The organism is Acinetobacter sp. MYb10 (genome assembly GCF_002980175.2).
GTDB classification, from domain to species: Bacteria; Pseudomonadota; Gammaproteobacteria; order Pseudomonadales; family Moraxellaceae; genus Acinetobacter; species Acinetobacter guillouiae.
Genome location: NZ_CP058272.1, coordinates 2,688,435 through 2,704,017, shown reverse-complemented (window position 1 = coordinate 2,704,017; position 15,583 = coordinate 2,688,435). Strand labels below are relative to the sequence as shown.

The window sequence follows — 15,583 nt, the reverse complement described above, 5'->3', positions numbered from 1 at the left end:
CCAAGCTTGTTGAATCACGGATACTGTGATTAAAAAATTCGTGAGCTTTGCATATAGTGCGTTGTGACTTGATCTAAGTGATTAAGAATGGTTGCACGATCTTGAGTTTGAATTGCTGTGTCCAGTTGCTGCATATAGCCTAGCAATTGGTTTTTTGCTTTTGCCGCAAATTCAGCAGTAATGGCTTGATCTTCATAAAGTAAGACATAGTTTTTGGCAAAACCATAAATCATAAAAATTGCCGTTTTCTCAAAATCAGCCTCAGAATGAGCAATTTGAGATTCACAGTTTATTTTCAGTTGTTTAAAAGCGTCTGTACCAAAAGGAAGGTTTTGGAATTGCTCCAAAAGAATTGAGAACGTCATTTTTTAAAGTCCACTCAAAAAGAAAATCTATAGAGTAAACGGTGAAAGGTCAAGCAAAGTTTGAAATAATATTTTCGATCAAACCAAGCCAATAGATTGGAAAAATAAATCTATAATACCGATTACTTTTATTAAAAACTCCAGTTTTACCGATTTAATAATTTTTCGTATAGTGATTTCACAGATAAGCAATCCCTGAAACCTATTGAAGGAAGACCAAATGAGTTTGATCAATACTGAAGTTAAAGCATTTAACGCAACTGCATATAAAAATGGTGAATTTATCGAAGTGTCTGAAAAAGACTTCTTGGGTAAATGGTCTGTGGTATTTTTCTATCCTGCTGATTTTACTTTTGTCTGCCCAACAGAGTTAGGCGATCTAGCAGATAACTATGCTGAATTCCAAAAAATGGGCGTAGAAATTTACTCAGTTTCTACCGATACACACTTTACCCATAAAGCGTGGCATGACAACTCAGATGAAATCAAAAAGATCCAATATCCAATGGTGGGTGATCCAACTTGGGCTTTGGCAAAAAACTTTGAAGTGTTGATTGAAGCTGAAGGCCTTGCAGATCGAGGCACTTTCGTAATTGATCCTGAAGGTAAAATTCAAATTATTGAAATCAATGCCGGTGGCATTGGACGTGATGCACAAGAATTACTGCGTAAAGTGAAAGCGGCACAATATGTACACGCACACCCAGGCGAAGTATGTCCAGCAAAATGGAAAGAAGGCGATGCAACACTTGCACCTTCAATTGATTTGATCGGTAAAATCTAATCATTGCATAGAATTAAAATTGAAAAACCAGAAGTTAAACTTCTGGTTTTTTTATTATTCGATTGTTGGCTTTATAAAATATAACCATCGTGTTTAGGTGCGTAGGCACGAATACCATCGACTAAATCTTCAATCAATTTTTCCATGACTAAGCGTTGCCCTTTGCGTGATGCATAGACCAACTGTACAACACCAATATTGGAACACCACTCTGGTAACAGATGGATTAAACGCCCTGAAGCAATGTCTCGTTCTACCGTTAAATAGGGAAGATCAGCAATGCCTAAGCCATCGAGTACCGCATAATACGCGCCCATTAAGTCATTGCTTTTGACCCGAGGCTGTAACGGAATATCGATTTCTTCTCGTTGCTGAATATGATGTAAATGCCAATGATAGTGCTGTTTATCTGTACCTAATACAATGGTTGGAAATTCACAAAGTTCTGTGACATGTTGAATTTCACGATCGCCTAAAAGTTCAGGACTAATCACTAAACAGTGCGTGGTTTTAATCACATCTCTAACGATAATGCTGGAGTCTTCATTGCTTGAAAAGTTAGTACGAATAGCCAAATCAATATCATCATGCAGCACATCGATACGTCGACTGGTGAGTGCCAATTCAACCCGAACTTTGGGATATTTTTTTAAAAACTGATTTAGAATCGGTCGAATTTGATGTTCCATCATCACCGGTGGGCAACTAATTTTAATCAATCCCTGTAATTCAATTTCTTGTTTTAATAAGACATTCTGAGCATTATCCGCCTGTTCAATAATCTTTGCACATTCCTCAAAGAATTCTTGTCCTAGTGGCGTGACTTTAAAATGCCGTGTTGAGCGTTGAATCAGAGTCACATTAAATTTGGCTTCTAAATCCAGAATACGTCGGCTCAGTTTAGACTTGGTGATATTACTGGCTTCACTTGCAGCACTAAATCCACCATGTTTTACCACCAGATAGAAATAATAGTAATCATCAAAAGAGTGCACAGCTTCATCTCAGGTGTGTTGATGATAAAATAGTATCATTAATAGGAAAATATTTTAAAATTTGTACAAATAAAATGCAGAAACAAAAGCGAGGAATGCAAAGACTTACATTCCTCGCGACAACGATTATCTTATTTTCGAGAAGTGTTTTGTGTGTAGCTATTGATCAGATTACGATAGTCAGGGATATGGTTACCAAATAGCGTACCTAAACCTTCAATATCATTACGCCAATCGCGATGTAGCTCACAAGAGGCACCAAACCAAGTCATTAATTGTGCACCTGCATTGCTCATACGGTCCCAAGCTGAGTCACGTGTCAGCGGGTTAAATGTTCCAGAAGCATCGGTGATCACAAAGACCTCAAAATCTTCTTCAAGGGCAGAAAGTGCAGGAAAGGCAACACAAACCTCGGTGACAACACCCGCAATAATCAGTTGTTTTTTACCTGTTGCTTTTACCGCTTTGACAAAGTCTTCATTGTCCCAAGCGTTGATTTGACCAGGGCGAGCGATATAAGGCGCATCTGGAAAAAGCGCTTTTAACTCGGGTACCAGTGGGCCATTGGGACCATCTTCAAAACTGGTGGTCAGAATGGTGGGAAGGTTAAAATATTGAGCCGCCGCAGCCAATGCCAGAACATTGTTTTTAAACTTATCTGGGTCAATGTCGCGGACTAAAGAAAGTAATCCAGTTTGATGATCGACTAACAATACCGCAGCATCATCTTTGTTTAAACGAACGTAAGGTTTTCCCATTTTTTATATCCTTGAAGTCACTAAAATTTAAATTGTGCTTAAATACAAAACAAATTATTTTGCATGGATTTCATGTTACGTGGCTTAATCATGATAATTAAGCCTATAAACTGAGATTAATAATCTCATAAATAAGATGATTGATTGAAAACTACACTGAGCCTCGGCTGTTGAATATCCTATATTTGGGATTCAGCGTATTGGTAGATTGCTGTATTGATCACTTTAAAAAACCTAAAATGGATTCATATTAAAGCCTAGAGATAGGAGTATTGAGATGAAAAGAATTATTGGTGTATACCGCAATCAAAATATGCATTGGGTCGGTGATGGCTTTCCTGTAAAAAACTTGTTTTCTTATGATCGTTTAGGTCAAGCGATTAGTCCTTTTTTATTATTGGATTATGCAGCGCCTTATACCTTTGCACCTAGCCATGAACAGCACGGTGTAGGTTCACATCCACATCGTGGCTTTGAAACAGTAACGATTGCCTATCAAGGTGAAGTTACCCATAAAGACTCTCATGGTGGCGGTGGAACCATTAAAACAGGTGATGTGCAATGGATGACTGCGGGCGCAGGCTTGGTTCATGAAGAATTCCATTCACATGAATTCACTGAAAAAGGTGGAATCTTTGAAATGGTTCAGCTTTGGGTGAATTTACCTGCGGCCGATAAAATGACCCAACCTAAGTATCAAGCAATTTCTGCGCAAGATATTCCTGTGATTCATTTTGATGATGATGCAGGCCACTTACGTGTGGTTGCTGGGAAATATGCTGAACAACAAGGTGCTGCTTCAACCTTTAGTCCAGTCAATGTTTGGGATGGTCAGCTTAAAGCGGGTCATGAGCAAATTATTCATGTGCCAGTTGATCACAATACTTTGGTGGTTGTACTCGAAGGTGAAATGTTGCTCAATGGTACACAAAAGGTGCTCGACAGTTCGATTGTCATGTTTGAAAAAGATGGCGATGCAGCAATTCAACTTGAAGCAGTGCAAGATGCTAAGTTTTTGGTCCTTACAGGTAAACCACTGAATGAGCCAATCCAAGGCTATGGTCCATTTGTAATGAATAGCAAAGAAGAAATCGTGCAAGCGTTTAACGATTTCAATAATGGCAAATTTGGTGAAATTGTAGCGGAAGCTTAGTTGATGTTGATGAAAGGTATTTGTGTATAACGGATACCTTTCATGTCTTTAGCCTATAAGTTCAGCCATGTATGAGATATCGAGAAGTCAAAAAGCGGATTGTAAAATCCGCTTTTTTTATATTTAAAATTTTTAGCACTAAAAGGTCAGAAATTTAAAAAAAGAAAAGAGCTTTGCTCTTATTGAACAGAAGCTCTCTTACGCTGTAGTTTTTTTCTTTAGATGATTATGTCTTGTTTTGATTGGACTGTTTTGTTATTCGCGCATCATAATTAATTAAAAATGTGAAGTAAAGCACAATATATTTCATTTGGTTAATTTATATCCGTTGTTTTAGTATTTTTTGTATGCCGTCATTTTACAAGTGGTGCAATTGATCTGCTTAAAAAGCAAATTCAAAGTAAAAAAAAGGATCTCTATTCCACACTATAGAGATCCTTTTTATGCTGTAGTTTCTTTTATTGTGTGTGTTGTCATAATTATTTGTTTTTATTGTAAATGTGAATTATTTATCGTTTTTATGCTGTAAATAATAATTAATAAATTGGCATTTGTAAATGTTTTTTTAATAAATAGTTAAATTATCTGTATGTTTTTAACAGTATTTTTTTATATATATAAATATCAATCAAGTATAAGCAGAGTGTCGCACAAGAGCTTGGTCTAAAACCACTAAAATTAAATAAACACCGAGGAATGGAGATTTTTCCTAAAAAATTTCCAACAAAAAAAGTTAAAACTGGAACTTTTTAATACCGCGATTTAATCGGCTATAGCTCATAATAAAAAAAATGGTTACGCACGGATAATAACTTTGGATATTGCAGTGATTGGTAGTGGTATGGCTGGCCTGGCCACCGCAAGAATTCTTAAAGATGCAGGTCATAACATTACCATCTTCGAAGCATTACCTGGTCGTGGTATGGATAGTCACAGCATTGAGTTTGAAGGTGGTTTAATTGATGCACCTTTGCGCGTGATGAATCAGCATTTATGGAAAAATACACTGAGCCTTGCAACACACCTTGGCATAAAAACCTTTCCAGTGCGTACCTTTATGGCATGCAGTTGGTTATTTGAAGACAAAACAGAAACTTGGTTGACCACATCACGTACCCGTATTGGTAATTTCCCCATTATCAATAACCGTAAAGGGATTAAGCAGTATGGTTGGCGTTTAGTCAAAGGGATGTTGCAGCTTAAAACCGCCATTTCTCAATTTTTTAAATCTAAAAATCAAGATATTACCCTTGCTGATTTTATCAATCACAATGACATTGAAGAGGTATTTTGGCATGGTGCAGTAATGCCAGTGCTTTATACCATTTGCACCTGTGACCCTAAAACCATTGGTGAATGGCCAGCAAAACCGCTCTTAATCTTTTTAAAGCAATTAACCGATGGTGATGCTTTATTGCGTTTACATGGTGGAACGCCTGCTTTTGTCGATAAATTGATTGAAGGTATTGATATTCATAGCGGTTCTGAAATCACCAAAGTTGAGGAACAGGGTAGTGCTGTTCTGGTTGAAAATGCACATGGTGAGCAATTTCAATTTGACCGTGTGGTGGTTGCAACACCGACCAATAAATTAGAAAACTTTTTAAATAAACAACAATTTGCTGACGATATTGCTTTATTGCAAAAATTTAAGTTTGAGCAAGGCGAGTTGGTTATGCATACCGATGCATCAGTGATGCCGCCAAATCGTAAAGATTGGGCTGTATTGAGTTATATGATGGACCGTAAATTTACCAAACAACAATTCACAGTTTGGTTGAACTCGATTGAACCAAGTCTGGTGGGTAAATCTCCAGTGTTCCAAACATGGCGTCCTGTAACCAGCATCGATCCGAAGAAAGTCATTTCTACAGTGACCTTAACCCGTGCTGTGGTGGATTCTGAAACAGTGGCTTTAAACATCGAATTGCAAGCACGTCATAAAGTCGCCAACCGCAAAGTATTCTATTGTGGCTCATGGTCATGTGATGGTTTGCCCATTCTTGAATCTGCGGTAACTTCTGCAATGCATATCGCAGAAATTTTTGGTGCACCATTGCCATTTGTAGGATTAAAACCTAAAGTTGAGGTGGCTCCGCAACTTGGCTATTAAAGCCCAGTGAATTCATATAAAGTTTAATGAATTCATAACTGAATAAGTGAATGATTTAAAATGAAATGGCTTCAAGCGATTCAGCAAAAACTTCCAAAACATAAATATGCAATCGATGCAAAAATGTTAGGAGATAATGCTGAGTGTGCTTGGAGCAATCTAGGCTATTGGGATGAAGCTACACCCTCTTACCCTCAAGCCTGTCAGCAACTTGCTGAACGGCTTGCACAAGCGGTACAGCTTAATCAACATGATCGGGTACTAGACCTAGGCTGTGGTCAGGGTGCCAGTTTAAAATACTGGTTAGAACATTACCAAATTCAAGATTTAGAGGCGGTTGAGTTACAACAACAGTGTGTCGATAAAATTCAAAAACAACTCCCGCAGATTAAGGCCATTCACTGCCAATCTTTTTTAAATTTAAATGTGCTTTTATTTACGCAACCTTTTGATGTGGTGTTGTGTATTGATGCGGCTTACCACAGCGATTTAAATTTATTTTTAAATTCAGTCGTTCCAATTTTAAATTCAAAAGGTCGTTTGGGTTTTCATACGTTGATGCTTTCAGACACAGTTTTAAATTCAAAACAAAAAATGAAATATAAATGGCTACTTAAAGCCGCTGATGTCGATTTAAAATCACTGATGACCACGACCCAAATCAATCATGCACTGCAACAGCATGGTCTTGAGCAATCCGCGCTTGAAGATATATCCACAGCAGTATTGGCTGGCTTTAGTCAATATATTGCGACAAGAACGAAAACGGAGCGTGGAGGGTTAGATCAAATAAAAATTCAAATGACTGCAAAACTTTGTCAAAGGTTATTTGAAGAGGGAATCGTTCGATATATACAGCTCAGCGCAGTCAAAACATGATTTTTATTATTTGTGACGCTATCAAGCAGATCAAAAAATTATAAGTAAACACATAAGCCAGAAACAACAAAGCCTCACTAAAAAAGCGAGGCTAAGTAAAAATGGTGCCGGCACACGGATTCGAACTGTGGACCTACTGATTACAAGTCAGTTGCTCTACCAACTGAGCTATGCCGGCAACGTGGCGAGAATTTTACAGAATATTTATAAGATTGCAAGCCAAAAAATAAACAATTGAATAATCTTTAATATTTATAGTTTTAGCGATCGGGTATTGGCCTGAAGCTGATAATGCCGTGTGCTATGAATGCTTAGATTTTTAGAGAGAAAGGATTTTATCGCTTTTAACTTGTAGACAGACAAAATAGCAAAGATAGCTAGAGTAACGGCAATTAGAGTAATGACAACTAGAGTAACGATTAGCAATCGCTTTAATCTTCCGATTAAAAAGGCTTACGGAGGGGTAAGCCTTGAGTATTTGGGGTTAAATCAATAAATCTTTATCAGTTTTGAAATATAGACTTATTTTCTCCTTAAAATATGATCCAGATCTTGTGCGCATTCTTCTAGGGTGATTGCCATATCTATTTGCATTTGGGGTTTCAATTCGTTTGCGAGTTTTCTCCATTGCTCAATCAATTGGATAGCTTTCTGAATTTTATGCTTATTTACATCTTTGGCAATAGTTGGGGTGTATCCACCACGTTTAGCATTTTTGACTTGTCTTACATAATTGGCGCTGTTATTCATTGTCACTCCCGAATAGCAGTTTTATGCTTTTAACTTGTTTGAATCGCTAATAAGTACCGCATCATGATTATCTTAAGAGAACGTTACATCTATATGATTTTTATTTTGTATTTCACCTCCTTTGAATCGTGCTAGAAGTTCTTTTCACTTGATACTAATTCAAGAAAGTTTGAATTGAAATAGTCAATTGTCTTTTTAGTTGAGTGGATATGTATCTATTTGCTTCAAAAAATAGCTCAAATATCGTATAACTAAGTTAAGTAAAAACTAGAACAATTGAGAATGAAACGATTTAGTATTTTATTATTATTGGTTTCTGTCGCACATGCTGAAGCTCCTAAAGAATGTCAGTTACTTGAACAGACCTCCGAAATGTTAATGCAGTTACGTCAAAACGGTTTATCGTTGGATGATGTTGATTTTAATCCTGAAGCATTGTCTGCAAAAGAACAGGTATTGTTAAAAGGTATGATTGACGATGCAAAGGGTGTACCGATTTATCAGATACCTTTAACCCGACAAAAAGCGATTAATGATTTTAAGCTAAAATGGCAAGAGGTGTGTCAGTCTGTGGATGTTGTGATGCCAACTGAGTCGAGATAAAGGATTGTTTTTTATTTCAACTATAGGGTTATGGTTAAATAGAGGGTGGCATTTCTGAAAGCATTCAATAACCTATGAAAGACAAAACTTTTAGCGTTTAATCAACAGTGCTTTGTATTTACTTCTGTTTAGGAATGGCATGAAATATCAACCGCCTTATACCATCACATCAAAAATTATTCATCTGATTGCGCAGATCAGTGAGAATATAGGGCGTTTGAGTGCTTTAGAGGAAGTCCAACACAACATAAAACTGAGAAAAGCCAATCGTATCCGAACAATTCAAGGTTCGCTTGCAATTGAAGGAAATACCCTCAGCACAGAACAAATTACCGCGATTCTGAATGGTAAAGCTGTAATTGCACCACCTAAAGAAGTTCAAGAAGTACGTAATGCCATAAAAGCTTATGAAGCATTTCAAAAATGGCAACCCAGCCAAGAAGTAGATTTATTACAAGCACATCAAATTTTAATGACAGGCTTGATTGATGATGTTGGACAATACCGTCATGCCAATGTAGGTGTCATGTCTGGTGATCAAGTGGTGCATATGGCTCCGTCAGCGAATCAGGTTCCTCGTTTAATGTCTGATTTACTGGAATGGCTTAAAGATAGTCAAGAACACCCACTCATTCAGAGTTCGGTATTTCATTATGAGTTTGAGTTTATACATCCATTTGCTGATGGGAATGGACGTATGGGGAGACTTTGGCAAACATTGATACTTAGCCGATGGAATACTATTTTTGCAAATATTCCTGTTGAGAGCCTGATTTATCAAAATCAAAAGGCCTACTATGAGGCTTTACAAGCCAGCACAGACCGTACTGATTCTGCAGCATTTATAGAGTTTATTTTACAGATGATTTTGGATGCGATATTGGACTCAAATAACACCGCTCAAGATAGCGCTCAAGTTGACGTACAAGTAAGCGACCAAGTTCAGCGTTTAATTTCAGTTATGCAGGAAAAAGAGTATAGCTTGTTTGAATTGATGCGGTTATTAGATTTATCCCATCGTGCAACATTCCAAAAGAATTATCTCAATCCTGCGTTAGACACAAACCTTATTGAACGTACCATTCCAGATAAGCCGAAAAGCCCTAAACAACGATATAGCTTGAAGTGAAATAAAAGTAATTTCTCCTATTACCCAATTCGGACGGGGGAATTTAAAAGATTTTATTTAAAAAAATGAAAGGTTAATCAGTAAAAAATAAAAATTAGTGTACTCAAATATAAGACCAATTTTTATCTGAGCAAAGTGAATAATTCTCAGTATCATTTGTCACAATAATTATTTATTATTCCTTAACAATATCGAAAAATTCACATGTTTTTAATATATCAACCATTCTTCAGGCCTGTTTTCATATGAATAAGTCTTTCTTAAGCTTAATCGTCATTGCGATGATTGCAACTGGGTGTACAACAACCAAATCCATTCAATACCCTGCAAAAGGCAGCAACACGACAATTTCAGTATCATCTGAACAAATTTCAGCGATGACGGAATCTGGTGGTGGTGATCATTTTATTGAGGGAAGCCAAATTACTGTCGGGGATGCAAGCAATGCGCTTTCCAACCCTGCATCAAATGCATTTGGACTGATTGGTGTTGGTGTTGCTACAGCGATTGATAAACGAAATAATGGCGCAGCTATCTCTAACAGTAATTTAAAGCAAGCCATTAAATTTGATGAGATCGTGAATAAAAAAATTAGCTCGGCTTTACAGGAGAATCAAGCAGATACTTCTCTTAAACTAATGACTTCAAATCAGGCTTCTGACGTTAAAATTGTCCCATTTGCACGGCTTTCTTTTAAAGAAAAACCTGATGTCAAGGCAGTATTTGGATTGAAAGCTGAATTTAAAAATGCTGCTGACAATAATAAGTCTGCAAAGCGTTTATACAATTATATCAGCCAGAAAAAAGCACCATTAACTGAATGGGATGCAAATAATAATACGGTCTTTTTTACACAAGCAAATAAAGCTTTTGACGCATTAGCACAGGTTCTTGTATTAGATATACAGCATCAATTAAATCTTGAGGCGGCCAGTGAAGTAGATCAGAAAAAATGTAAATCAACGGGCGATTTCTCAGGTATCACTTTTATTTCAGCGCCTGAAAATTTATGTGTAGGTGTGTTAAAGACCAACAAAGGGGTAGTGTTACCAAATTTTGTGCTGGTGATAGAACAGTAATTCATATCTTTTGAAAGAAGGTATTAGTCCAAATCGTCCGCTAAGAAAATCACAAAAGTGCATATTCTAAAAGCGGACATTTTTACTTTCGAGTTACATGTTGGCTCGTATAACGACTGTGTTTGTTAAATGTACACTAGTAAGTATATTTAATAGGGGAGATATCTCCTTTTTTTCTTTCAAATTCTTTAGGAATTTTTTTGCCTATGTATAGAGATTTAATATTGTCAGAAGCTTCATCAGCTATAAAACCAAATCTGTTCAAATCAGTTTCTTGAACGAAATGCATTGGAAAATTATCAGTAGTAGCTTCCAACCAAGTAGCATTAATATAAGCACCACGAATAATTCCATGAGCAACAGCAAGGATAACGTCTGCTTTTCCAGCTCTATCTTTATTCACTCTCCATGCAAATCTAACAGCATCATAGATTGAGCTATTCTTAATTCCTTTATTGATTGAGATTAATAAAACTTTATGCTCAAAGACAGCTTCAATAGCTGCATATTTCTGGTTGATTTCATGAACATGCATGACTCCATTTTCACTGTTCCCTGAACCATTTTGAATATTAGACAATCCTAAATAGGCATCAATTAATGCCCCTTCAACTTCAAAAGTAGTTTTCTCATCCAAAGCATGGCGATGAATGACATGAAGAACTGCTAGCCCCGATGCCTTGATATCTCTGATACGTTGAATTTTATCTGATAAACTATCACCTTCTTTAGATATTTGTTCGTCATAAATATGACTAAAGATACGGTTTCCTTTACCTTTTCCAACATAAAATGTTTGCCCATCTCTAGGATCAATTAGGCGATAAACATAATATTGCAAGTGTTCCACTACACCTACTCGAAAGCACTCTCTACTCATCATATTCACTTATAAGTCATTAAGTCTTTATAATAATAAGTAAAAATAAGTCAGTACTCGATTGGCATTTATGTTTTATTCATTCTTTTAGGTATTGTGACGTGAAACTGAAACAATTGATGAATGCCTATGTGAATGAAAATAATATTGATGAATTTGGGCGCTTTGGGCAGCTGTTGAATTATGTTAATAAAGAAAAAGCTAAACAGTATTTTGAACAAGAAGAAGGAGTAAAAATCCCAACTTTAAAAGTCAATGTGAAAGTTGAGAAGCTTTTACGAACATTTATTTTAAGTAATGGTAAAGAACTATCTTGATAAGAATAAAGAAAAGGTCTTAAAGACCTTTTCTTTATTTGAGTTATAAATTTTTTGATTCTGTTTCTAGTAGATATAGTTCATTGATCAATAAAAATTCACGATATTGGTGAACTAAATTTTCTTCAGGCTTCTCTCTATGTGTCCGTGCATTCCTAAAGGCCTGATATGCACCAATAAATAAGTTTGCACGACCGATAATTTCAGATTTATCTGGTAAGTCCCAAGTAAGAGGGGCATTAGGTGATGCAAAAGTTTGAGAGAACAATTTACTGCTGTGTTCACTTAGTCCTGTTCTTGTTCTTACAATATCTTCTAAGCGTTTATATGCTTTTAACAGCGCTGAATCTGGATCGTTTTTAAAGAGCAAAGCTAAATCAAAAATTCTGTCATCAATGATTGAATAGGGAAGCTCGAGAGGATAATAACGTTTTAGGCTAGAAGTTGATGAAACTTTATTTCTAAAAGGATAGATATAGTCGTGCAATTGTATAGGACGAATAATTTTCTGCTTAAAAATTAAATCAATATCCTCATCACTTAGTAATGAGTTATTCAGCTTCTTCATCATTTTTGATGTAATTAGAGTTTCTTCGGTTTCAATTTCATGTTTATTTAATATGGTTAGAGCTGTCGCTAATCCTTTTGGACCTTCGCCAGGATAACCAGATGTAAAGCCTGAACGGATAATGTAATAACTTTCAGATTGATCTTTAAGGATCAAGGCATGCGATTGATCATTGGTAAGAAGTAATGCATAAGAGAGATCAGAATGAGTTTGTATGAGATTACAAAGGGCCAGCAAGCAGGTGTGTGTAATGCCGGCCTCACCTAAATACTCAACATGATAATAATTTTTAGTTTGAAACATCATTTATCATTTCTTTTTATCAGGGGTAGAGTGAATAATGGAGTATAAATAAAAATCTAGAATTTTAAACAGCTATGATATAGATTTTATTAGATTTTTATTTATAAAACGTGAATATATAAGCAATGTAGTACTTCTACAAAAACTGCATATATTAAAATACAATTTTTCAGACACAAAAAAGGCCTAAACCCTTAAGATCTAAGCCTTTCCCCACTGCATCGGCATGCAGTTTTTTCAATTCTGGCGGTGAAAGAGGGATTCGAACCCTCGATACGCTATAAACGTATACACACTTTCCAGGCGTGCTCCTTAAGCCACTCGGACACTTCACCAAGGCGTGGGATAATAACCAAAAAAAAGATTTCTGCCAAGCAACAATTGATTTAGAGCAAAAAAAATTTCACAGTGATATGATTGCGCAAAAATAGTGTCTAAATTTTTGAAGACGAATCTATGCAAAGTACTGCAAAAAAAGCCGCGTTACCTGCGATCACACTCGCAGCATTAGGGGTGGTATTTGGAGACATCGGAACCAGTCCCTTGTACGCCCTACGCCAATGTTTTCTGACTGCACACATTGCCATCACCGAAGCGACCGTGCTTGGGATCTTGTCACTGATTTTCTGGTGCATGATGCTCACCATCAGCTTTAAATACGTCACCATTATCATGCGAGCAGATAACAATGGTGAGGGTGGTATCATGTCCTTGCTGGCGCTGAACTTACGCTCTAATCGTATCGCAGATAATCGCAAAATCTATTTAATTGCTTTGGGATTTATTGGTGCATCACTGTTTTTTGGTGATGGCATTATTACCCCAGCAATTTCAGTACTTTCAGCGATTGAAGGGCTGAGTATTGCCACACCCATGTTTAACAAATGGCTGATGCCTTTGGCAATCGGGATTCTTACCGCACTGTTTCTGGTACAAAGACATGGTACGGGAACCATGGGTAAGTTTTTTGGCCCAATCACTTTAACCTGGTTTGCCTCTATCGGTTTAATCGGTATTCATAGTATTAGCCAAACCCCCTATGTATTAAGCATGCTCAGTCCACATTGGGCGCTGAACTTTATTTTTCATCAACCCTTTGTGGCGTTTTTAACCATGGGTGCGGTGATTTTGACGGTGACGGGTGGTGAAGCACTCTATGCAGATATGGGGCATTTTGGACGGCTGCCGATTCGTTTAGGCTGGTTTATCATTGTGCTGCCTTGTCTGTTATTAAATTATGCAGGGCAAGGTGCGTTATTGCTGCGTAATCCAAGTGCGATTGAAAACCCATTCTATTTGCTTGTACCTGAATGGGGCTTATACCCCATGATTGCCCTAGCCACAGCGGCAGCGGTGATTGCCTCACAAGCGGTCATTACAGGTGTATTTTCAATGGCAAACCAAGCCATTCAGCTACGCTATTTGCCAAGATTAACCGTGCACCACACTTCTGATGTAGAACAAGGTCAGATTTATTTGCCCTTTATCAACTGGATACTCTACGTTTCGATTCTTTTATTGATTGTGATTTTCCAAAACAGTGCCAATCTTGCCAATGCTTATGGTGTAGCAGTCACCATGACCATGCTATGCGATACGATTTTGATTTCAATCTTGGCATATGGTTTTTGGCGTTGGCCAAAGTGGAAAGTGGCATTGTTCGCCATCCCATTTTTAGTGATTGATAGTATTTTTATTGGGTCAACTTCATTAAAAATTATTTCAGGCGGATGGGTTCCGATCCTGATCGGTGCAATCGTATTTACTATTCTGATGACGTGGAAAACCGGGCGAGAAATTGTCTTTAACCGTTTGGAAAAAGATGCCTTGCCGTTGGATCTGTTTATTAAAAGTGTCAGTTTGAGTGATGAAACACAGTTTGTACCCGGTCAAGCGGTATTCTTAACCGGTAATCCAAATATTGTTCCACATGCGATGTTGCACAATATTAAGCACAATAAAGTCCTGCATGAACGCAATATTATGGTGACGGTGATTACCCGTGATGTTCCTTATGTGCCAGACCAAGAAAGAATTCGTGTTGAAGTGTTAGATAAGCGCTTCCAACGTGTTTTTGTTTACTATGGCTTTAAGGATCAACCTGATATTCCAAATGCACTAGAATTGGCTTATAAGCAACTCGAAGTTGAATTTGACATGATGCATATCAGTTTCTTCATCTCACGTGATCGTTTGATTCATACTGTGGGTGATGGAATGGCACCATGGCGTGAAAAACTGTTTATTTCGATGCAACGCAATACCAGTCCGGTGAGTGATTTCTATCAAATCCCGCCAAACCGTGTGGTGGAAATGGGTAGCCAGATCGAAATCTAAATTCATATCAATCAAAAGCCAGAAGTCCTTCTGGCTTTTTTTTCCCATGGGTTTTATGGGTTGGTGTATTACATTGATTCACTTCATCTTTAGTAAAGATTTTTTCTCTAAATCCTGAAAATACGAATTCTTATATTCGGTATTCTTGATCCCGTAAAAGTAGATAGGCTGATACTGCACTGAGACAGTATCAAACCCTTTAGAATGCTGAGTTTGAATCGTTTTATTATTCAATTCTCCCTAGCTAATCGTGATACATCAGTATAAAACGATTTCATACGACAAACTGTGTCGCAAGGCTGTCGAACAACACTGCGCAACATGACATAATCATCTCCGCAAGTGCAATAAAGCATCTGTAAGATATTTGATTTTCTAGCATTTTTTGTGAAATAAACAATAAATTGTTACATGGAATGTTGTTTAGTTAAGCACAAATCGTAGAAGCTTTACTCGGTTGAAGATCGACACAATATCTTTCAGTTTATTGACTTGTTAAGCTATTTAAATTCAAAAACTTAATTTGTATCGGTTTTGAGTGGATTGTTTATTTAACCTTGTTTAGGAAGC

At 37.0% G+C, this 15,583-nt stretch carries 15 protein-coding genes and 2 tRNA genes; 9 read left to right on the top strand and 8 right to left on the bottom strand.

From position 1 onward, the window contains the following. Positions 1 to 29 precede the first annotated feature (29 nt). A complete protein-coding gene (locus CQZ96_RS12640; RefSeq protein ID WP_105713880.1) occupies positions 30 to 365 on the bottom strand; it encodes a hypothetical protein in 336 nt (111 codons plus the stop codon). 220 nt (positions 366 to 585) lie between these two features. Here CQZ96_RS12640 and ahpC point away from each other — a divergent pair, with 220 nt between their 5' ends. Further along, positions 586 to 1,149 carry an alkyl hydroperoxide reductase subunit C gene (gene ahpC / locus CQZ96_RS12635; RefSeq protein ID WP_004718560.1) on the top strand — a complete coding sequence of 188 codons (564 nt, stop codon included), beginning with the start codon at positions 586 to 588 and terminating at the stop codon, positions 1,147 to 1,149. Between the two features lie 71 nt (positions 1,150 to 1,220). On the opposite strand, the gene CQZ96_RS12630 is transcribed toward ahpC, so the two are convergent. Together CQZ96_RS12630 and ycaC are read right to left on the bottom strand one after the other, a co-directional pair. Next, positions 1,221 to 2,144: a LysR substrate-binding domain-containing protein gene (locus CQZ96_RS12630; RefSeq protein WP_004718559.1), complete on the bottom strand. Its 924-nt coding sequence runs from the start codon at positions 2,142 to 2,144 to the stop codon at positions 1,221 to 1,223. A 131-nt stretch (positions 2,145 to 2,275) separates the two neighbouring features. Then, entirely contained in the window at positions 2,276 to 2,902 is a 627-nt protein-coding gene (gene ycaC / locus CQZ96_RS12625; protein ID WP_105713879.1) for an isochorismate family cysteine hydrolase YcaC, read from the bottom strand. A gap of 277 nt (positions 2,903 to 3,179) precedes the next feature. Here ycaC and CQZ96_RS12620 point away from each other — a divergent pair, with 277 nt between their 5' ends. The 3 genes from CQZ96_RS12620 (at position 3,180) to CQZ96_RS12610 (ending at position 7,047) form a co-directional block, all read left to right on the top strand. After that, a complete protein-coding gene (locus CQZ96_RS12620) occupies positions 3,180 to 4,055 on the top strand; it encodes a pirin family protein (protein WP_105713878.1) in 876 nt (291 codons plus the stop codon). An 814-nt stretch (positions 4,056 to 4,869) separates the two neighbouring features. Next, positions 4,870 to 6,168: an FAD-dependent oxidoreductase gene (locus CQZ96_RS12615; RefSeq protein ID WP_105713877.1), complete on the top strand. Its 1,299-nt coding sequence runs from the start codon at positions 4,870 to 4,872 to the stop codon at positions 6,166 to 6,168. Between the two features lie 60 nt (positions 6,169 to 6,228). Further along, complete coding sequence (locus tag CQZ96_RS12610) at positions 6,229 to 7,047, top strand: SAM-dependent methyltransferase (RefSeq protein WP_105713876.1); 819 nt, start codon at positions 6,229 to 6,231, stop codon at positions 7,045 to 7,047. Between the two features lie 102 nt (positions 7,048 to 7,149). Here the strand turns inward: CQZ96_RS12610 and CQZ96_RS12605 are convergent. Together CQZ96_RS12605 and CQZ96_RS12600 are read right to left on the bottom strand one after the other, a co-directional pair. After that, positions 7,150 to 7,225: transfer RNA gene (locus CQZ96_RS12605), tRNA-Thr, on the bottom strand. A 344-nt stretch (positions 7,226 to 7,569) separates the two neighbouring features. Next, positions 7,570 to 7,797 carry a hypothetical protein gene (locus tag CQZ96_RS12600; RefSeq protein WP_004718547.1) on the bottom strand — a complete coding sequence of 76 codons (228 nt, stop codon included), beginning with the start codon at positions 7,795 to 7,797 and terminating at the stop codon, positions 7,570 to 7,572. Between the two features lie 282 nt (positions 7,798 to 8,079). On the opposite strand from CQZ96_RS12600, the gene CQZ96_RS12595 reads away from it, so the two are divergent. The 3 genes from CQZ96_RS12595 to CQZ96_RS12585 all read left to right on the top strand — a co-directional run bounded on the left by CQZ96_RS12595 (position 8,080) and on the right by CQZ96_RS12585 (position 10,608). Continuing rightward, the gene (locus CQZ96_RS12595; protein ID WP_105713875.1) at positions 8,080 to 8,400 is read left to right on the top strand and encodes a hypothetical protein; all 321 of its coding nucleotides are present in this window, start codon (positions 8,080 to 8,082) and stop codon (positions 8,398 to 8,400) included. 139 nt (positions 8,401 to 8,539) lie between these two features. Then, positions 8,540 to 9,529, top strand: coding sequence for a Fic family protein (locus tag CQZ96_RS12590; protein WP_105713874.1), 990 nt, complete (start codon positions 8,540 to 8,542; stop codon positions 9,527 to 9,529). A 245-nt stretch (positions 9,530 to 9,774) separates the two neighbouring features. Next, positions 9,775 to 10,608, top strand: a complete 834-nt coding sequence (locus CQZ96_RS12585; protein WP_004718541.1) for a hypothetical protein — start codon at positions 9,775 to 9,777, stop codon at positions 10,606 to 10,608. A 136-nt stretch (positions 10,609 to 10,744) separates the two neighbouring features. On the opposite strand, the gene CQZ96_RS12580 is transcribed toward CQZ96_RS12585, so the two are convergent. Next, on the bottom strand, positions 10,745 to 11,491 hold the full coding sequence (locus tag CQZ96_RS12580; protein ID WP_228722811.1) for an LEM-3-like GIY-YIG domain-containing protein: 747 nt from the start codon (positions 11,489 to 11,491) through the stop codon (positions 10,745 to 10,747). A 98-nt stretch (positions 11,492 to 11,589) separates the two neighbouring features. Here CQZ96_RS12580 and CQZ96_RS12575 point away from each other — a divergent pair, with 98 nt between their 5' ends. After that, positions 11,590 to 11,805: a hypothetical protein gene (locus tag CQZ96_RS12575; RefSeq protein WP_004718536.1), complete on the top strand. Its 216-nt coding sequence runs from the start codon at positions 11,590 to 11,592 to the stop codon at positions 11,803 to 11,805. A 43-nt stretch (positions 11,806 to 11,848) separates the two neighbouring features. Here the strand turns inward: CQZ96_RS12575 and CQZ96_RS12570 are convergent, their stop codons facing one another. Continuing rightward, on the bottom strand, positions 11,849 to 12,676 hold the full coding sequence (locus CQZ96_RS12570; protein WP_105713872.1) for a TIGR02391 family protein: 828 nt from the start codon (positions 12,674 to 12,676) through the stop codon (positions 11,849 to 11,851). A gap of 244 nt (positions 12,677 to 12,920) precedes the next feature. Beyond that, positions 12,921 to 13,011 (bottom strand) — tRNA-Ser (locus CQZ96_RS12565). A 121-nt stretch (positions 13,012 to 13,132) separates the two neighbouring features. Between CQZ96_RS12565 and CQZ96_RS12560 the strand changes: the two genes are divergently transcribed. Continuing rightward, positions 13,133 to 15,013 carry a potassium transporter Kup gene (locus tag CQZ96_RS12560; RefSeq protein WP_004718533.1) on the top strand — a complete coding sequence of 627 codons (1,881 nt, stop codon included), beginning with the start codon at positions 13,133 to 13,135 and terminating at the stop codon, positions 15,011 to 15,013. Positions 15,014 to 15,583: the final 570 nt, after the last annotated feature.